Below are 18687 nucleotides of genomic sequence, written 5' to 3'. Positions count from 1 at the left end.
TCGCTACATTACCGGCGTGCCCACTTCCGGTAACCCTTCCATCCTGGCCATTGATCTCGGGACATCGGCCGTGAAGCTGGCGGCCGTCACCCTCCGCGGAACCATCCTCGGCGGAGAGGTGGAGCCACAAGCAGTCCAGTTGCTCCCCGAGGGTGGCGCCGAGCAGGACCCCGAGGCGTGGTGGTCCGCCATCGTGCGTGCCACCCGCCGCCTGCTGGACAAGGGAATCGTCTCCGCGGACGACATCGTCGGCATCAACATCAGCTCCCAGTGGTCCGGCACCGTCGCCGTCGACGAGCGCGGCAAGCCCCTGCATCCCGCCATCATCTGGATGGACTCGCGCGGCGCCCCCCACGTGCGGCGCGCCGTCCACGGCTTCATGCCCGTCGAGGGTTTCGGCATCTCCCGCCTGGTCACCTGGGTGCGGCTGACCGGTGGTGCGCCCACCCTCTCGGGGAAGGACCCGTTCGGCCACATCCTCTACCTGAAGAGCGAGCACCCGGAGCTCTACCGGAACACCTACAAGTTCCTGGAGCCCAAGGACTGGCTCAACCTGCGGCTGAGCGGCCGCTTCGCCTCCTCCTACGACACCATCACCCTGCACTGGGTCACCGACAACCGGGACCTCCAGCGCATCCACTACGCCGAGCAGTTGCTCCAGCTCGCGGGCCTGCCGCGCGAGAAGCTGCCAGACCTGGTGCCCGCCGCCAGCGTGCTCGGCCCGCTCCAGCCCGAGGCCGCCCGCGCCCTGGGATTGAGCGAGAAGGTCCAGGTCATCACCGGGGCCCCGGACATCCTCGCCGCCGCCGTGGGCTCGGGCGCGGTGCGCGATTTCGAGGCCCACCTGTGCGTTGGCACCTCCGCGTGGATCGCCTGCCACCTGCCCTTCAAGAAGACGGACGTCTTCCACCAGATGGGCACCCTGCCCTCCGCGCTCCCGGGACGCTACATCCTCACCAACGAGCAGGAGTCCGCCGGCCTCTGTCTGTCCTTCCTCAAGGACAACATCCTCTTCGGCCACGAGGAGCTCGCCCGGTACGGCGATGCCAGCCACCCGGGCCAGGCCCCGGCGGACCTCTACAAGTTGCTCGAGAAGGCGGCCGCGAGTGTCCCCGCGGGCAGCGACCAGCTCATCTTCATGCCCTGGCTCAACGGCGAGCGCAGCCCCGTGGATGATCACCACCTGCGCGGCGGCTTCTTCAACCAGTCCCTCAAGACGACGCGCGGACACATGGTGCGCGCCGTGCTCGAGGGCGTGGCCTACAACTCCCGCTGGCTCTTCAGCTACGTGGAGAAGTTCGTCGGCCGCAGGCTGGACTCCCTCCGCCTCATCGGTGGCGGGGCGCGCTCCCGGCTGTGGTGTCAGATCATCGCCGACGTGCTGGACCGGCGCATCCAACAGGTGGACGAGCCCGTGCTCGCCAACGCACGCGGCGCGGCCTTCCAGGCGGCACTGGCGCTCGGGCACCTCACGGTGGACGAGATTCCCTCGCTCGTCCCCGTGGCGAACACCTTCGAACCCAATCCCCAGAACCGGGGGCTCTATGACGAGCTCTTCGGCGAATTCGTGAACCTCTACAAGTCCAACAAGGCCATCTTCGCACGGCTCAACCGCGCCCGGAGCGCCTGAGCCGACCACGGGAGCACACCAACCATGGATCTGCCCGAGCTCGGAAACAACCTCCTCAACCGTGTCCCGCCCCGGCTGCTGTCGACGGCGGAGCGGTACCTCAAGAACATCCCCCTGCTGCGCGAGCGGCTGGAGAAGGAAACGGACTCGATGCTGGCCGGGATGGAGGGCGGACTGAAGCCCTACCGCGGCCAGACGCCCACCTTCGACACGCTTCCCTCCAAGGGCCTCTCGCGCGAGGACGTGCTGAAGCAGATGGAGGAGCTGCGCGCGAAGGAGGAGGACCGCTGGAAGGACGGCTACGTGTCGGGCGCCGTGTACCACGGGGACTCCGGGCACATCGACTTCCTCAACCGCGTGTATGCCATCAACTCGCAGGCCAACCCGCTGCACGCGGACCTCTGGCCGAGCGCCACCAAGTTCGAGGCCGAGGTGGTGGCCATGACGGCCCACATGCTCGGCGCCGCCGAGGCCAACGCGGGCCGGGCTCCCGAGGAGCACATCTGCGGCGCGCTCTCCTCGGGCGGCACCGAGAGCATCATGCTCGCGATGAAGACGTACCGGGATTGGGCGCACGACACGAAGGGCATCACCCGGCCCGAGATGGTGGCTCCCTCCAGCGCGCACCCGGCCTTCGACAAGGCGGCGCACTACTTCGGTATCAAGATGGTGCGCGTGCCCGTGGGGCCGGACTACCGCGCGGACGTGAGGGCCACGCGCAAGGCCATCACCCGCAACACCATCGTGCTCATCGGCTCGGCGCCGGGGTTCCCGCATGGGGTCATCGATCCCATCGAGGAGCTTTCGGAGCTGGCGCGCAAGCGGGGCATCGGCTTCCACACCGACGCGTGCCTGGGCGGCTTCGTGCTGCCGTGGGCGCGCAAGCTGGGCTACCCGGTGCCGGAGTTCGACTTCCGGCTGCCCGGCGTGACGACCATGTCCGCGGACACGCACAAGTTCGGCTACGCGGCCAAGGGCACGTCCGTGGTGTTGTACCGGGGCACCGCACTGCGCTCGTTCCAGTACTTCACCGCCACCGAGTGGCCCGGCGGCATCTACTTCTCCCCCACCTTCTCCGGCAGCCGGCCCGGGGCCCTCATCGCGGCCGCCTGGGCTTCACTGGTATCCACCGGTGAGGAGGGCTACCTGGATGCCACCCGGCGCATCCTCGATGCGGCGGACGTCATCAAGCGCGGCATCCGCGCCATCCCGGGCATGCACGTGCTCGGCGAGCCGCTCTTCGTCATCGCCTTCGGCTCGGACGACGTGAACATCTACAAGGTGATGGAGCACATGGGTGAGAAGGGCTGGAGCCTCAACGGGCTGCACAAGCCCGCCGCGGTGCACCTGTGCGTCACCCAGCGGCACACGCAGCCCGGGGTGGCCGAGCGCTTCCTCGAGGACCTGAAGGCCGCCGTCGAGCACGTGCGCGCCCACCCGGAGGAGAAGGGCACCATGGCCCCCGTCTACGGCATGGCGGGCACCGTGCCCTTCCGCGGCCTCTTGAGCGACCTGCTCAAGAAGTACATGGACCTCATCTACAAGGTCTGAGCGCTCGCGGTAGTGTTGCGCTCATGCGGAAACTGCTCCTTGTCATGGCCCTGGGGGCCACGGGTTGTGTGGCCCCCCACGCGCAGTACGCCTCCACGAATCTCGAGCGTCAGGCGCCGTTCGGGGTCGTCGAGCTCGATTCAAGCCACCGGTACATCATCGACCCTCGCACGGAGAGCTGTTTCCTCCGTGTCGCCGGTGCGAATTCCAATTTCGCGCTGGTTCCCGTCTCGTGCGCGAAGCTGAAGAAGAACGTGCCCGAGGCGGTGGCCTACATCACCTGGGAGCCGTCGGACGCGGCGACGCCGTGACCTCGGGCCCAGCTGTCACAGAAGTGTCACGAGCGCGTGAAGCCGGAGCCCCTACAGTCCGCGCATGCCGCACATCCTGATCGTCGATGACGAACCGGACCTGGCGGGGCTGTTGGCGTACAACCTCGGGCGGGCGGGCTTCACCACCACCCAGGCGCATACAGGAGCGGAAGCCCTGGCGCGGGTGCGCGAGGGCCTCCCGGACCTGGTCTTGCTGGACCTGATGCTGCCCGACATGGATGGAGCGGAGCTGTACCGCCAGCTCCGGGCGGACCCGGCCACGCACTCCCTGCGCGTCCTGGTGCTCTCCGCCCGTCCGGATGCCCACGCCCGTGTCCAGGGGGTGGAGGTCATCCTCAAGCCCTTCAAGGTGCAGGAGGTGGTGGCGCGGGTAACAGCGCTGCTACGAGCTCCCTGAAGCCTAAACACATCTTTCATGCTGGTACTTATGCGCAGGTGTTGTAGTCACGCCCTCGCAACGGATGGGTGACGGGACGCGTCAAGTCCGGCCCAGGAGAAGCGCGATGCTCGAGAAGCTGATGCCCAAGTCGGACGAGTTCTTCGACGACTTCGATGCCCAGTGTGCTGTCACGGTGGAAGGCGCCCGCATGCTGCATGCCCTGCTGAGCGACTTCCGGGACGTGGGCGCCCGGGTGCAGGCCCTGAAGGACATAGAGCACAAGGGCGACGAGGTGACACACACCGCCTTCAACCGGCTGCACAAGCAGTTCATCACCCCGTTCGACCGTGCGCAGATCCACACCCTGCTGTCGCGCATCGACGACGTGCTGGACCTGGCCAACGCGGCGGCGAGCCGCATCCACTACTACGAGATCCAGTCGAGCCTGCCGGACGCCACCGAGCTGGCGCGGCTGCTGGTGATCAGCGCCGAGAAGGTGCAGGAGGTGGTGGCGGCGCTGCGGCTCATCAAGAAGCCCGAGCAGATCCTCGCCGGCTGCAAGGAGATCAAACGGCTGGAGACGCAGGCGGACGAGGTCCTGCGCGCGGGGCTGGGCCGGCTCTTCAAGAGCGGCGCGGACCCGCTGACGATCATCAAGTGGAAGGAGATCTACGACCTCATCGAGACGGCCACGGACAAGTGCCAGGGTGTGGCGAACGTCATCGAAGGCGTGGTCCTGGAGCACTCGTAATGCTGCTCACGGCTGTCGTTCTCATCGTCGCGGTCGCGCTCATCTTCGATTTCATCAACGGCTTCCACGACGCGGCCAATTCCATTGCAACAGTGGTGTCCACGCGCGTGCTGTCGCCGAACCTGGCGGTGGCGTGGGCGGCCTTCTTCAACTTCATCGCCGCGTTCGGCGGTGGGGTGCAGGTGGCCAACACCATGGGTAAGGGCATCATCGACTTCGACATGCTGCGGGCCGCGGGCTCGGAAGCGGTGCTGCTGGTCATCTTCTCCTCGCTGATGGGCGCCATCGCGTGGAACCTGCTGACGTGGTGGTGGGGCCTGCCATCCTCGTCCTCGCACGCGCTCGCGGGGGGAATGATTGGCGCCACGCTGCCGGTGCTCGGCATGAGGGGGCTGGTGGGCGCGGGCATCGCGAAGATCGCCGCCTTCATCGTGCTCTCGCCGCTCATCGGCATGATTCTGGGCACGGCGCTGATGGTGGTGAGCACGTGGACGGTGCACAAACAGACGCCGCTGAAGGTGGACACGTGGTTCCGGCGCCTGCAGCTCGTGTCGTCGGGCATCTTCTCCTACAGCCACGGCACCAATGACGCGCAGAAGGTGATGGGCATCATCGCGGTGGTGCTCTTCGGCACCATCTGGAAGGACCGGCCCTTCCACATCGACTGGTGGATGATCATCTCGTGCCACGCGGCCATCGCGCTGGGCACCTTCTTCGGAGGGTGGCGCATCGTGAAGACGATGGGTCACAGCCTCACGAAGCTGGCGCCCATTGGCGGCTTCGCGGCGGAGACGGGTGGAGGTGTCACCATCATCGCGCTGGCGAAGCTGGGCATCCCGGTGTCCACCACACACACCATCACGGGCGCCATCACGGGCGTGGGCTCCACCAAGGGCTGGCGCGCGGTGAAGTGGGGCACGGCCGGCCGCATCATCTGGGCGTGGGTGTTCACCATCCCCGCCTCGGCGCTCATGGCTGTGCTCGTCTATGGACTGTCCCGGCTGGTGGTGATGGCGGTGGGGTGAGCTCCCCGAGAGGCGGGAGGCACCGTCCTCCCGCTTCCCGAAGTCACGCCCCAGCTCAGCTCGCCACGACCTCGGTCGAAGAGTCGCCCCCGTCGGGCACCGGCGAGCTCTGACGCTTCACTTCATCCTCGTACGCAACGAGCACGAGCGCCCGCAGCTTCTCGATATCGCTCGGGGCGTTGAAGTACACGCGGCTCTTGCCGATGCTTTCGGGAGTGGCTTCCACCTCGAAGCCCTTCGCCAGCATCAAGGCCTGCTCGAGGGGAACACGAGACACAAGGGACTTCTTCTTGCCATTGGTGAAGGCACGCAAGAACCAGGAAGTCACCTTGCCCAAGTTGATGCCGAAATAGCTCGCCGAGTCCTTGTAGCCAACGGTCTGCTTGATGGGCGATTCCGCGCAGATCCGCTGGACGATCCGGAAGATCTCCAGTTCCACCTCGGTCGTCTCGATCTGAGCACCGGAGGACGGTTCGACCGCACTGGCAGCCGCCTGGAGCGATTCCGCGGCGGACGGTGGAGCGGGCGGAGCAGCAACAGGCGTAACCACCTGGACATTGGGCAGAGCGATCTCCTGCTGAATCGACTTCGTCATCATGTCGAGCAGGGTCGTCTGGATGGCCTTCTTGACGATGGGGATGAACCGCTCCACCACATTCTTCGTCACACGGCCCGAAACGAGCTCCACCTCGGCGAGCAGGAACCGGACGAAGCTCTCGGAAGGATTGCGCAGCAGCTCATTGATGAGTGCCGTCACCTTGCCCACGAAGATGATCTCCTCCGCATGCCCCTGGATGGACTCGGAGTTGAATGCCTCCTTCGTGAAAGGCCGGAGGAGTTCGACCTCCCGCTCGGTGAACGAGAGGATGTTGAACTCCATGAACGGCACGGAGTCCATCATGTTCTGCGCCTGGAGGTCCGTGAAGAACCGGTAGCGAATGCCATTCGTCACGACACCGATTCGCACCGACGGCGTGGCGTTGAAGTACCGCGAGAGCTGTCCATCATGGTCCTCGGGTGCAGCATCCGCGGCCTTGCACTCGATGAAGAGCGCGGGCTGCCCCTTGAGGTGGAGCGCGTAATCGACCTTTTCGAGCACCCCACCCCGCTTCTTGGCGAAGTCCGCCACGTATTCTGGCTGGGTCTCCGTGGGATCGTAGACGTCGTAACCGAGCACCTGGAGGAAAGGCAGGATGAGGGCCTGTTTCGTGGCTTCTTCGCCCTTGATGAAGGCCTGCCGCTTCTTCACCTGCTCCGAGAGCTGCCTCAAATCCTCACTGAGTCCCATTCGTTCCCCCTCACGCCTTGGTGCAGGCGCAAACGTGTCACAGCGAACACTCGGGACCTTACTGCACCAGACTCCAGGCCCCAAATGACGCCAGTCGCAATGAGGGCGATGAGGGGTCTAAGGTTGCAGCCCCGAGAATCGCAGCACCGCCGCGAGGAACTCGCTCAAGCGCGAGAGGTCATTGGCCGCCGAATGGACACGACCCCAATCCACCTCGGCGTATTCGTGCACCAACAGGTTGCGCAATCCCACCGCTTGACGCATGCGGCGGGCGAGTGCCGTGTCGATGACCCCCTTCTGGGCGAGCAACTCGAACTCCTCGCCCGCCGACTCCGGTGCGCCCCAGGCGTTCTCGGCAATCAGGTGTTCCGCCAGGTCCCGGCACTCCTCGACGGCGAGGATCAAATAGAAGGCACAGAGGTCGCGCCTCGGCCGCTCCGCCATGAAAACCTCGGGAGTGACCGTGGCCAGCGGAGCGATGAGCGACAGGCGCTCGCGCAAGCGCTCGGCTTTCTTCAGAACGACCGCTTTCATCGGCGCTGCCCCGATTGTTCTCCCTGCTCCCTCAGGAATTTCCGGAGTCCTGCCTCCGTGTAGCGGCGGAACCTCGGCTCGAAGTCACGCCACTCCCGCATGGCTTGCTGCCGAAACTCAATCCATTCGTCCTTATCCCCCAAGAGGAGCACCCCCTTGGAGATCTCATGACGCAACAAGGCGGAGCGCACCTGGGGCAACAGCACCACGTCTACCCGGCGCCCTGTCGCCTTCATCAGGTCCGCTACGAGGCCGCCCAGTTCCCAGGCATCCGGCGCCGGCTCCAGCCGAAGTGCCAGATCCAGGTCACTCGACGGCTTCAGCGCCCCCCGGGCTCCCGAGCCAAAAAGCACGGCGAACGCAACATCCCCCCGGACCGCGAGGCTTTCGCGAAGTTTCTGGAGCAGGGCGTCCATGATTCCCAAGGATAAGGATACCGTCTCCCATCTTCCACCTCCTCCTCTCCTCAGGCCCCTCCCATTCTCATTCCGCACGCCCCATCCAAGGCGTGGTGTAGAAACGGGCGCCCCTCTGGAGAGGAAACCGACGATGAATCGACTCGCGCTCGTTCTGGGACTCGTGCTGCTCGCCGGCTGTGCCACCGTGAAGAGCAGCCGCGTCCGCCCCGACTACGAGACCGTGGACAAAACCCAGGTCAAGCGGCTGGCCGTGGTCACCCAGCCGCTCCCCGACGGCAAGCAGGAGGTCGGCGAGCTGTGGAGCCTCATCGCCCGCCGCTACGTCAACCAGAACCGCGACTTCATCGCCAAGGCCAACCTCGCCCTCGCCGGTAACCCCGAGGACACCTCCCACAAGGGGCTGTGCGTCGAGGGCGTCGAGGGCATCCTCTGGCTCGCCCCCAACGTGAAGCGCTCCGGCAATGGCGTGGAGGCCGACGTGAAGGCCCAGTTGCTGCGCTGCCGTGACGGCCAGGAGGTCTGGGCCGCCGAAGCCGCCGGAAGCTGGCCCTCCGAGGACGAGCGCTACAAGGAGCTCACCGCCCAGTACACCAACGAGCTCGGCGCCGAGGTCGCCCCCTACGTCGGCCCCACCTTCCGCCTCCTCAGCGCCACCCTCGACACCCTCCCCCGCCCCACCCTCAATGACGCGGATGTCGATGAGAAGATCGAGCTCGGGGAGTAACCCTCCATGGTGGACCAGGACACCGCTCTCCTCCGGCTCGGCATCTCCTTCGGGCTCGGCTTCGCGCTCGGCTTCGAGCGCGAGGTCCGCGGGCAGAGCGCGGGTCTGCGCACCCATATCCTCGTCTGCCTCGGCTCCTGTCTCTTCACCCTGACGAGCTTCTTCGCCGAGCAGTCCCTCGGAGCAGACACGCACCAGGAGGTCCGGGCCGACGTCACCCGCATCGCCAGTCAGATTGTCGTCGGCATCGGATTTCTCGGTGGCGGCGCCATCCTCCGCCATGGCGCCAGCATCCGCGGACTCACCACCGCCGCCAACCTCTGGCTCACCGCCTCCGTGGGCCTCGCCGCCGGCATGGGCGCCCCCGTGCTCGCCCTCGCCACCACCGGGCTCGCCCTCTTCGCCCTCGTCGGCCTGCGCTTCCTCGAGCACGCCATCCACCGCTTCCGCAAGCGGCATGGGCTCCTCGCCGATCATGATCTGGCCGCGGAGGACAGTCCAAACCCGGAGAAGCCACGGAAGTAGACCCTCACCCCAGCCCTCTCCCAGAGGGAGAGGGGGCTTCACGCGGATTCAACCTGGGGGGCTCGATACCCTCACCCCGACCCTCTCCCGAGGGGAGAGGGGTGGAGTCTCAGGGGTGGGTATTCACGGCTGCTCGCCCAGGCGACGGTCCATCTCCGTGCGGATGAAACGCTCGATCTCCTCCGCCGTCGTCAGCTCCATCGCCGTCTCGAGCAACTGCTCCGCATCCGCACGGCTCGACTCCCGGATGATGCCCTTCACCGTGGGAATCTGCCCCGCCGTCATCGACAGCTCGTCGAAGCCCAGCGCCAGCAGCACCAGCGCGTAGATGGGGTCGCCCGCCATCTCGCCGCACATGGCCACCGGAATGCCCGCGCCCTTCGCCGCCGACACGATGTTCTTCAGCGAGCGCAACACCGACAGGTGCAGGGGCTTGTACAGGTACGCCACGTCCCGGTTCTGCCGGTCGATCGCCAGCGAGTACTGGATGAGGTCGTTCGTCCCCACCGAGAAGAAGTCCGCCTCCTGCGCCAGCCGGTCCGCTATCAGCGCCGCGCTGGGCGTCTCCACCATGATGCCCACCTGGAAGCGCTTGCCGAGTGGAACGCCCGCACGCCCCAGCTCCGTGCGGCAGGCCTCCAGCTCGCTCCGGGCCTCGCGCAGCTCGCTCATCCCGCAGATGAGCGGGAACATCATCCGCATGTTCCCGTGCACGCTCGCCCGCAGCAGCGCGCGCAGCTGTACCCGGAACAACTCCCGGTTGGCCAGGCAGTAGCGGATGGCCCGCAGCCCCATGGCCGGGTTGGGCTCCTTCTCGTGCTTCGTCTTCCCCGGCACCTTGTCCCCGCCCAGGTCCAGCGTGCGGATGGTGACGGGCCTGCCGCCCATCGCCTCCAGCACCTGCCGGTAGGCCCGGTACTGCTCCTCCTCCGTCGGCGGGCTCTTGCGGTCCAGGAACATGAACTCGGTGCGGTACAGGCCGATGCCCTCCGCCCCGTGCGACAACAGCGAGGAGATCTCCTCCGGGAACTCGATGTTCCCCACCAGCCGGATGCGGAAGCCATCCGTGCTCTGCGCCGGCAGATCCTTGGCCTCCAACGCCCGGGCCTCCATCTCCGCGTGGCGGCGCATCGTCTCGTGGAAGAGCGCCAACTGCTCTTCCGTGGGGTTCACCAGGACGAGGCCACGCGAGCCATCCAGCGCCACCAGGTCTCCTGGCGAAATCTGCTCGCTGGCCCGGCCCGCGCCCACCACCGCCGGCGTGGAGCGGGCGCGCGCCACAATCGCCGTGTGGCTCGTCTGGCCGCCCAGGTCCGTGACGAAGCCCGCCACCCGCCCGCTGCGCGCCATCATCGCCGTGTCCGCGGGCGACAGGTCATGCGCCACCACCACCGCGTGGTCCGGCAGCGATACCTCCTCGTCCACCACCTGCCCCATCAGGTTGCGCACCACCCGGTCCGCCACGTACTCCACGTCCGAGCGCCGCTCCCGGAAGTACTCGTCCGGAATGTTGTCGAAGAGGTGCTTGAGCTTGCGTGCCACCCGCCGCACCGCCCACTCCGCGTTGATGCGGTCCTCCACAATCAGCCGGTTCACCTCGTCCACGAACATGGGATCGTGGAGCATCAACCGGTGCGCCTCGATGATGAGGCCGTGCTCGGGACCCTCGGAGCGCGTTATCTGCTCCTTGAGCTCGGAGAGCTGGCGGTCGGACAGGTCCAACGCCGTCTTCATCCGCATGCGCTCGGGATCGACCTCGGCCTCGGCCAGCCGCAGCTTGGGGGTGCGCACCCGCTTGCGGTCCAGGATGTAGGCGTGGCCCACCGCCACGCCCGGAGAGGCGCCGATGCCCTTCAGACTCAACGTGGGGGTGGCCTGGCTGCTCACGGTCCCTTCTTCGTCTGCGGCGGCTCGCCGCGTACCTGGCTTCACTGCGACTCGCCGAACCTGTTGGCGATGAGCTTCTGGATGTCCTGGAGACACGCCTCGGCGTCGTCTCCCTTGCACGTCACCGTCACTTCCATGCCCTGGGCCGCCGCCAGCATCAGCACGCCCATGATGGACTTGGCGTTGGCTTTCTGGCCCTCGCACAGGAGCGTCACCTCGCTCTTGTAGCGGTTGGCCACCTGGACCAGCTGCGCCGCCGCCCGGGCATGCAACCCCAGGGCGTTGATGATCTCGAATGTCCCTTCGGCCACGCTCGACATTGCCAGTCCCTGTTCTCCTCTTCCTCTACAAAAAGGCACCCGCCACACAGGCCAGTCCCGCGGCGAGATAGAGCACCACGTAGTTCGGAACCCGCCGGGCAACCAGGAGGTAGGACACCACCCCCAGGGCCAGGCAGCCCGCGGACAGCAGGGGCGCGAAGCGGCCGCCCGCGTTGGCCCCGAAGGTGACGGCCAGCCAGGCCGCCAGCCCCCCCGCGCACGCCGCCGCCACCGCCCGCAGCTTCGCTCCCCGGGTGGGAAGATTCGCCCTCGCCACCGCCTCCACCAGCCTGTCCCCCAACGTCAATCCCAGCAAGTACAACCGGGCCCGGAGCGTCAGGTGGACGAGGTTGTAGAGGACGAGGAAGAGCACCGCCGCCCACGCCGCCAGAATCGGCACCAGCGCCGCGCACACCGCCCCGGTGGCCGGTTTGAGCGACAGCCAGAAGAAACCATCCCCCAGCGCCGCCAGGGGCCCCATGAGGGCCGCCTTGAAGGCCACCACCCGGTCCGGCGGCTCCTCGCCCCGGGCAATCCGCTGCTCGTGGTAGAGGACGCCCCCCACGATGGCCGCCGCCACGTACGGGTGGGTGTTGAAGAAGACGAGGTGGCGGCGCACCGCCTCCTCGAGTGCCTGCTTGTCCGGGTAGAGCCGCTCCAGCGCCGGGTAGATGGCGTAGGCCAGCCCCAGGTTCTGCATGCCCTGGGGATTCCACGAGGCCTGCAGGAAGAGCGAGCGCAGGAAGACGCGCAGCAGCACTCCTCGGGTGAGGGGCGGGCTGACGACGCTCACAGGCACCCCCGGAGCAGGACGAGCAGCACGGCCAGGGTGACGAGCCCCGCGCCCAGGCCCGCGAAGAGGGGGGCCCGCCGGGCATGGCTGCCCCGCGCGGCGATGGAGGCCGCCACCGAGGCCATGGCCGGGTAGGCCCACGCCAGGCCCCGCAGCGCCGGCAACGGCAGCCGCTCCAGCAGCGGCCCGAGGAAGAAGCCCACCAGCGCGCACGCGGCGGTGATCGCCCCGAAGAGGACGAAGTGCGGCCACATGCCCCAGAGGTTCTGCTGCATGGCCCGGGTGAGCTGGCCCGCCTCGGCCGAGGCCATGGCCTTGCGCGCCAGGCGCGACGAGTAGCGCTCCAGCACCCGGTCCACCAGCAGGCCCACCCGCGCCAGCCCGATGAAGAGCAGGATGGCGATGGACCAGAGGGCCGGCGTGGAACCGGCGCCGGTGGCCGCCGCCATGGTGGCCGCGGCGGCGGAAGTACCGGTGGCCGACAGCGTGTCGTTGTCCGGCAACGAGGCGCCCAGGTTGGCCGTGCCCAGGTGGAAGAGCTCCAACAACATGCCGATGAAGAGGCCGGAGGGCACGTCGTTGAGCAGCAGCCCCATGGCGGTGGCCGCCACCAGCGGGCGGGAGAACATGGCCTGCAGGAAGGCCTTGCGCTCCACCGCGACGAGGCCGCCCCAGACGCCGGCGAGCGCGACCTGGGTCCAGCCCACGCTCACGGCCTCACCCCGCCTTTCCCCAACGCTCTTTGAGGTCCGCCAGCTCCACCGGCTTCTCCGCCGGCACCGCCCGCGCCTCCACCTTCACGCCCTCGTCCGCCAGCCGCTGCAGCGCCTGCAGCTCCGACTCGGCCAGGAAGACGGAGGGCGACACCTGCCGCCGGCCCGTCCCGAAGTGCACGTTGCCCAGGTTGAGCTGCTCCACCTTCAGCCCGTGCGCCTGCGCGAAGGGCACCGCCGCCACGTCGCGCAGCAGCACCAGCGTCTTGACGGAGTCCTTGGAGAGGCCGGCGAAGTCCACTTGCGCCAGCGGGAAGATCTGCACCTCGATGGCGCTCTGCACCGCCAGGGCCATGGCGGCGCGCACCAACGGGCTGCTGGCCGCCTCGTCGTCAGCCACGACGACGCGAGAAACCTTCAAATGCGGGAGCCAGGCCTCGACGACCTGTCCATGAATGAGGCGGTTGTCGACGCGGACCAGGGTGATCACAGCAGTCTCGAATCGCCCACCCTCGGGGGGCCGTCAAGTTCGCGGCGCGGGAGGTTGCGGCTGACGCTGCTGGGCCTCGCGCAACAGGGCTGAAGCACAGGTGATGTTGCGCTGTCCATAGGACGCCAGCTGGCTGGCCATCTCCGCCAGGGGCAGGTCCTCGGAGCGCAGGGAATTGGCCTTGAGGAGCATGGGGAGGTTCACGCCCGCGAGCACCTCCAGCTTGCCCGACTGACAGCGCTCCGAGCACATCATCAGCGACTCCTTGCACGGAGTACCGCCGAAGAGGTCCGCCATGACGATGACGCCGTCGCCCTGATCCAAGGCGGCCACCGCCTGCCGCATCTTCGCCCGGAGCTCCTCGACCGAGGTTCCAGGCTCGATGTTGCAGGTCGCCACCGCGGGCAGCTTGCCCACGATCTGCTCAGCGGTCGCTACCAGCTCGTCCGCCAGACGTCCGTGCGATGCCACTACGAGGCCGACCATGATCACCTCTCACCAGCCCCCCCAGGGCTGGACCTGACTACGCCTGAATGGTGCGATGCGCAACCCCCACCGAAAGTTTCCGTTGGCACCCAAGCCACCACCCCACTCCCACCCACCTTCCCTTGCAGAAGGAAGGTAAGTCAGCTTCCGGCCCCCCGCCCGCAATTTCACCTTCTTTCGGACGAGCCGCTGTCGTCTGCCAGACGAGGAGGCAGGGACAGGCGGGAGGAGCGCCGGGCCGCTCGCGCATCTTGCCACCCATCAGGAGGAGATGCGCGGGAGGGGGTGTGAGCGCGCGGAGGCTCAATCCTCACCCGGCCCTCTCCTGGCGGGAGAGGGAGGAGTCAGCCGACGGGGAACCACCCGCTCAGCTTGAGGGCAAAGGTGTGCCCACCGGGTGAAGTGAGCGCATCACCGAGGAACCGGTGCGACAGCGGATTGCTGCGAGCCAGGGGGTTGGAGCGGTCCTGCTGCCACACGAGGAAGAGGGTGCTGCCCGGCAGCCACTCCCAGCGCAGCACCACGTTGCTGCGGAAGGAGCGCAGGTTGAAGTCCGGGTCGCCCAGGCGGAAGGTGGAGCCGCCGTCCACCAGCTCCACGCCCCCGTCCGCCAGGCGCGAGAAGGAGCCGTAGCGGCGCAGGGTGCCACCGGCCCGCTCCAGCTCGCCGAAGCCGCTGAAGACGCCGCTGGAGGCGAAGGGCTCGGCGTAGGCCTCGATGCTCAGGTCCGGGGAGAGGAAGAGGTTGGCGCGCAGCCGCAGCGCCACCTCGCGACGCTGCACGGAGCCGAAGACATAGCGCTTGCCGAACGTCTCGGCGCCGCCTCCCTCCAGCGTGTCCACGTACTGCATCCCCTCGGTGTAGAGGGAGACGACGGGCTCGAGGCCCAGGCGCAGGCGCTGGTGAGGCTGCAGGGTGAGCGAGGCGGACACGGAGCCGCCCTGGCTGCCCTGCTCGAACGCCCAGAGCGCGCCGGTCACGCTCCAACGCGTGGTGTCATTGAAGCTGTTCTCGAGGGTGAGCTCCCCGTCCACGCCCTGCGCCGTCCGCATGAGCGGCCCGCCCCGGGTGAGAGAGTCCGAGAAGGCCCGCGGCAGGTACGTCACCCGGAACTCGCCCGCCCAGAAGTTGGGGAAGGTGGCCGCACCGGTCAGCACCAGCTCGCTGGACTGGCGGGTGAGGCCGTAGTTCCAGTTGGAGACGGCGGACAGTCCCAGCTCCCAGTTGCGCAGCAGGCGGCCCGGGTTCGTCTCCCGGTACGTCAGGCCCAGGCTGGCGTCGAGGTCGTCCGCGGTGTTGAGCCGGCCCAGGTCGTTGAGCTCGAAGCCCGGGGAGAGCGCGTTGGCGCTGGCGTTCCACAGCCAGTGCTCGCCACTCACCCGCTCCACCTTCGCGCCGAGCGTATAGCCGGACAGCGCGGTGGCCTCGGGGTCCACGCTCACGTACGACTGGTCCGGCCGTTGGAAGAAGCGGGCGCTGGACTCCTGGAGCCGGGTGATGGCGGCGGCGTCTCCGCGCACCAGGCTGCCGCCCGCGTAGCCGGAGACGAAGTACTCGCTGCCCACGCGCAGCCGGAAGTCCGCGCCTCCCGAATACGCCTCGCGGGCCAGCTGCCGCGTGAGGCCCTGACCGCCACCGATGTGCCGGTACATCGTGGTGGCGGTGGCCCCCACCACCGAGCCGCCAGGGCCCAACTCCTGCTGCGCGCGCAGCACGCCGAAGCCAGTGCGCGAATCGAGCTTCACCCGGCCCTGCGCTCCGGTGGCGAAGTCATAGGTGTCCGCGAACGCGTCCCCGGTGAAGGCCCCCAACGCCCCCAGCGACAGGCCCGAGGACAGCCGCCCGGTGAGCTTCGCCGCACCCCAGATGGTGCTGGTACGCGGGGACTCGACGAAGTCCGCGGACGCCGAGAGCCGCGGCGCGCCCCCCACGCGGCGCGAGTAGAAGTAGGCGGGCCCGTAGCCGCTGCTGTTGTTGAGGAGCTGGCCCCCCTCGGTGAAGAAGGGGCGGCGCTCCTCGAAGAAGTTCTCGAAGGCGGTGAGGTTCACCTGGGCCGGGTCCGCCTCCACCTGCCCGAAGTCCGGGTTCACCGTGGCGTCCAGCGTGAGGTTGGGCCCGAGACCGATCTTCGCGTCCAGGCCCACGCGGCCCGAGTAGGGAGGGCGCTTGTCGAAGGGCGTGCCAGCGCGCGGGTTGGCGCCCGAGGCCGCCTGGAGATCCCCCGCGAGGTAGGGCACCACCTCGATGCGGCGAGAGGGCGCCACGCCCCGGATGCCCGTGAGCTCGCCGAAGTGGGAGGACCAGGCGGTGACGTCGCGCGGCACCACCACCCAGAAGGCGTCCTCGTTGCGGCGGGGGATGTAGCGGTTGATGTTGAGGCCCCACACCTGTTCCTCGGCGGCGTTGAAGCGCAGCTGCGAGAAGGGGATGCGCAGCTCGGCCACCCAGCCCCCGGACGTCTGCGTGGTGCGGGCCTCCCAGACGGGGCTGTAGGAGGCGTCGCGGACGTACTCGTGGTCCTGCGGGTGGTACCAGTCCACACGCACCCCGGCGGCGGTGACGGCGAAGCTGTAGGCGGTGCGCCGGTCCCGGTACGTGTCCAGCGAGATGATGAGGCGCTCGGCCGAGCCGCTCTCGTCGCGCCGGGTCATCACCGTCTCGATGTCCTCGGGCTTGTCGCTGGCCATGCGCGCGCCCACATAGAGGGCCTCGGCGTCGTAGACGAAGGCCACCTCGGTGCGCAGCGTGGACGGCTTGCCCAGCTCGGGCTCCTTCTGCATGAAGTCGCTGGTGAAGGGGATGCGGCGCCAGATGCCGTCATCCAGCACACCGTCCACGCGCGGGCCCTGCTCCACGCGCACGGCCTCCAGGCGCCGCCCTTCCCCGGCCGTGGAGGGCTGGGCCCGGGCGGAGAGGCTCTCAAGGAGCAGGACGGAGAGTGCGGCGAGCGCGAGGACGGAGCGCGGCATGGCGCGCCCTACTCCTTCTCGACGTCGCGATCCCACAGCTGCACGCGGGGATGGTCCCCCACGAGGCGCTTGCGCAGCTCCTCGGCGATGGCCACCGAGCGGTGCTTGCCGCCCGTACACCCCAGCGCCACCGTCAGGTACGCCTTGCCTTCCTTCTGGTAGCGCGGGAAGAGGAAGCGGCAGAGGTCCACCACCTTCTCCACGAACTGCTGCGTCTCCTCGCGGTCCAGCACGTACGACGCCACCCGCGGATCCTTGCCCGTGAGCCCCTTGAGCTCCGGAACGAAGTACGGGTTGGGCAGGAAGCGCACGTCGAACACCAGGTCCGCCTGCGGCGGCACCCCGTGCCGGAAACCGAAGGACATCACGGACAGGGACGGCCCGCTCGCCGGCTCCGGGTTGAAGCGCGCCTGCACCATGCGCTTCAGGTCGTGCACGTTGAGCACCGACGAGTCGATGACCTGATCCGCCAGCTCGCGCAGATCCTTGAGGGCCTCGCGCTCGGCTTGAATGCCCTCGGACACGCTGCCGGTGGGCGCCAGGGGGTGACGGCGGCGCGTCTCGCTGAAGCGGCGGATGAGGCTCTCGTCGCTGGCGTCCAGGAAGAGCACCTCCACGTGGTGCCCCGCCCGGCGCGCCTCGTCGAGCACCCGGGGCGCCTCGTGCAGGAAGATGCCCTCGCGCGCGTCCACCACCAGCGCCAGGTGGGAGAACTGCCCGCCTCCGGCCAGTTCCGTCAGCTTGGGCAGGAGCAGCACCGGCAGGTTGTCGATGCAGAAGAAGCCGACATCCTCCAGCGCACGGATGGCGGTGGACTTGCCCGAGCCGGACATGCCCGAAATGATGACGATGTGCTTGGCGGGGGCCGTGTTCACTCGACTTCCTCACCCATGGAGCGGCGCATCGCCCCTTCGGCGATGGCGCGGTTGAGACGCTCGGCGAACTCCCTCGCCGAGTGGTGACCCTGCTGCTTGAGCAACTGGTTGCGCGCGGCCACCTCGATGATGGTGGTCATGTTGCGGCCGGGGCGCACCGGCACCACCGACAGCGGGATGTCCACGCCCACGATGTTCATGAAGCGGTCCTCCACGCCCAACCGGTCATACTCCTGTTGCGGGTCCCACTCGTGCAACTCGATGACGAGCTCTATCTTCTTGCGCTCGCGCACCGAGGCCACGCCGAACAGGTCCTTGATGTTGATGATGCCCAGGCCGCGGATCTCCATGTGGTGGCGGATGACGGGGTTGCCCGCGCCGTACACCACGCCGGGCCGGCGCCGCGTCACGTCCACGATGTCGTCCGCCACCAGCCGGTGGCCCCGCATCACCAGGTCCAGGGCGATCTCACTCTTGCCGATGCCGCTCTTGCCCAGCAGCAGGATGCCCACGCCGAACACGTCCATCAACACGCCGTGCAGGCTGCTGGCCTCGGTGAGGGCCTCCTCCAGGAAGGCCTGCACCTGCTGGATGAACTGGCTGGAGAGCAGCGGGGTGCGCATCAACGACAGCCCGGCCTTCTCGCACGCCTCCCGCAGGGCCGGCGGTGGGTCGATGTCCTTGGTCACCACCACGCAGGCCAGCTCCTCCTGGAAGAGCGAGTCCAGCACCTCGCGCTGCCGCTCCTCGGGGAGGGTGAGCAGGTAGGACACCTCCGTGTTGCCGAACACCTGCACCCGGTGTGGATGGAGGTGCTCGGTGAAGCCCGTGAGCGCCAGCCCCGGCTTCTGGATGCGCGAGGAGTTGATACGGTGTTGCACCCCGCGCTCGCCCGCGACCAGGGTGAGCCGGAGGTCGTACTCGCGATCCTCGAGAAGCTGTGAGACCCGGATTGAGTTCATCGGCACGTGTGGAATATCACCCCCGCCGGACTTT

20 protein-coding genes are annotated in these 18687 nt (G+C 68.0%); 8 read left to right on the top strand and 12 right to left on the bottom strand.

The genetic code is table 11. The features are described from left to right. Positions 1–16: 16 nt before the first annotated feature. The 6 genes from BO221_RS36525 (at position 17) to BO221_RS36500 (ending at position 5668) form a co-directional block, all read left to right on the top strand. Positions 17–1630, top strand: coding sequence for an FGGY-family carbohydrate kinase (locus BO221_RS36525; RefSeq protein WP_143195889.1), 1614 nt, complete (start codon positions 17–19; stop codon positions 1628–1630). 24 nt (positions 1631–1654) lie between these two features. Next, positions 1655–3181: an aminotransferase class V-fold PLP-dependent enzyme gene (locus tag BO221_RS36520; RefSeq protein ID WP_073565458.1), complete on the top strand. Its 1527-nt coding sequence runs from the start codon at positions 1655–1657 to the stop codon at positions 3179–3181. Between the two features lie 23 nt (positions 3182–3204). Next, positions 3205–3492 (top strand): hypothetical protein, encoded by a 288-nt coding sequence (locus BO221_RS36515; protein WP_073565457.1) that lies wholly within the window; start codon positions 3205–3207, stop codon positions 3490–3492. 64 nt (positions 3493–3556) lie between these two features. Then, complete coding sequence (locus BO221_RS36510; protein ID WP_073565456.1) at positions 3557–3910, top strand: response regulator transcription factor; 354 nt, start codon at positions 3557–3559, stop codon at positions 3908–3910. Positions 3911–4016: 106 nt separating this feature from the next. Then, positions 4017–4643 carry a DUF47 domain-containing protein gene (locus tag BO221_RS36505; protein WP_073565455.1) on the top strand — a complete coding sequence of 209 codons (627 nt, stop codon included), beginning with the start codon at positions 4017–4019 and terminating at the stop codon, positions 4641–4643. Next, entirely contained in the window at positions 4643–5668 is a 1026-nt protein-coding gene (locus BO221_RS36500; RefSeq protein ID WP_073565454.1) for an inorganic phosphate transporter, read from the top strand. Before BO221_RS36505 ends, BO221_RS36500 begins: the two co-directional genes overlap by 1 nt. Positions 5669–5723: 55 nt before the next feature. Here BO221_RS36500 and BO221_RS36495 read toward each other — a convergent pair whose 3' ends face one another. The 3 genes from BO221_RS36495 to BO221_RS36485 form a co-directional block, all read right to left on the bottom strand. Continuing rightward, positions 5724–6956 carry a type I restriction enzyme HsdR N-terminal domain-containing protein gene (locus BO221_RS36495; protein ID WP_073565453.1) on the bottom strand — a complete coding sequence of 411 codons (1233 nt, stop codon included), beginning with the start codon at positions 6954–6956 and terminating at the stop codon, positions 5724–5726. 117 nt (positions 6957–7073) lie between these two features. Then, complete coding sequence (locus BO221_RS36490; protein ID WP_073565452.1) at positions 7074–7490, bottom strand: DUF86 domain-containing protein; 417 nt, start codon at positions 7488–7490, stop codon at positions 7074–7076. After that, positions 7487–7906: a nucleotidyltransferase family protein gene (locus BO221_RS36485; RefSeq protein WP_073565451.1), complete on the bottom strand. Its 420-nt coding sequence runs from the start codon at positions 7904–7906 to the stop codon at positions 7487–7489. Before BO221_RS36485 ends, BO221_RS36490 begins: the two co-directional genes overlap by 4 nt. 133 nt (positions 7907–8039) lie before the next feature. Between BO221_RS36485 and BO221_RS36480 the strand changes: the two genes are divergently transcribed. Beyond that, on the top strand, positions 8040–8633 hold the full coding sequence (locus BO221_RS36480; RefSeq protein WP_073565450.1) for an MXAN_6521/LA_1396 family lipoprotein: 594 nt from the start codon (positions 8040–8042) through the stop codon (positions 8631–8633). A gap of 6 nt (positions 8634–8639) precedes the next feature. After that, positions 8640–9158, top strand: a complete 519-nt coding sequence (locus BO221_RS36475; RefSeq protein WP_198956257.1) for an MgtC/SapB family protein — start codon at positions 8640–8642, stop codon at positions 9156–9158. Positions 9159–9281: 123 nt separating this feature from the next. Here the strand turns inward: BO221_RS36475 and ptsP are convergent, their stop codons facing one another. From ptsP to hprK, 9 genes are all read right to left on the bottom strand, one after another. After that, entirely contained in the window at positions 9282–11045 is a 1764-nt protein-coding gene (gene ptsP / locus BO221_RS36470; RefSeq protein ID WP_073565449.1) for a phosphoenolpyruvate--protein phosphotransferase, read from the bottom strand. 41 nt (positions 11046–11086) lie between these two features. Continuing rightward, positions 11087–11365 (bottom strand): HPr family phosphocarrier protein, encoded by a 279-nt coding sequence (locus BO221_RS36465; protein WP_073565448.1) that lies wholly within the window; start codon positions 11363–11365, stop codon positions 11087–11089. A 25-nt stretch (positions 11366–11390) separates the two neighbouring features. Next, positions 11391–12158 carry a PTS system mannose/fructose/sorbose family transporter subunit IID gene (locus BO221_RS36460; protein ID WP_143195888.1) on the bottom strand — a complete coding sequence of 256 codons (768 nt, stop codon included), beginning with the start codon at positions 12156–12158 and terminating at the stop codon, positions 11391–11393. Beyond that, a complete protein-coding gene (locus BO221_RS36455) occupies positions 12155–12871 on the bottom strand; it encodes a PTS sugar transporter subunit IIC (RefSeq protein ID WP_073565446.1) in 717 nt (238 codons plus the stop codon). Before BO221_RS36455 ends, BO221_RS36460 begins: the two co-directional genes overlap by 4 nt. Before the next feature lie 4 nt (positions 12872–12875). Then, the gene (locus BO221_RS36450; protein WP_073565445.1) at positions 12876–13361 is read right to left on the bottom strand and encodes a PTS sugar transporter subunit IIB; all 486 of its coding nucleotides are present in this window, start codon (positions 13359–13361) and stop codon (positions 12876–12878) included. Positions 13362–13394: 33 nt separating this feature from the next. Next, complete coding sequence (locus tag BO221_RS36445; RefSeq protein ID WP_073565444.1) at positions 13395–13847, bottom strand: PTS sugar transporter subunit IIA; 453 nt, start codon at positions 13845–13847, stop codon at positions 13395–13397. A gap of 344 nt (positions 13848–14191) precedes the next feature. Then, entirely contained in the window at positions 14192–16816 is a 2625-nt protein-coding gene (locus BO221_RS36440; protein ID WP_073565443.1) for a DUF5916 domain-containing protein, read from the bottom strand. 8 nt (positions 16817–16824) lie between these two features. Further along, positions 16825–17691, bottom strand: a complete 867-nt coding sequence (rapZ, locus tag BO221_RS36435) for an RNase adapter RapZ (protein WP_073565442.1) — start codon at positions 17689–17691, stop codon at positions 16825–16827. Then, positions 17688–18653, bottom strand: coding sequence for an HPr(Ser) kinase/phosphatase (gene hprK, locus BO221_RS36430; protein ID WP_073565441.1), 966 nt, complete (start codon positions 18651–18653; stop codon positions 17688–17690). The genes rapZ and hprK overlap by 4 nt, the downstream gene beginning before the upstream one ends. Positions 18654–18687: the final 34 nt, after the last annotated feature.

Origin of the sequence: Archangium sp. Cb G35, from assembly GCF_001896145.1 — a bacterium.
GTDB lineage: Bacteria > Myxococcota > Myxococcia > Myxococcales > Myxococcaceae > Archangium > Archangium violaceum.
This window is presented reverse-complemented; position numbering and strand designations above follow the sequence as displayed.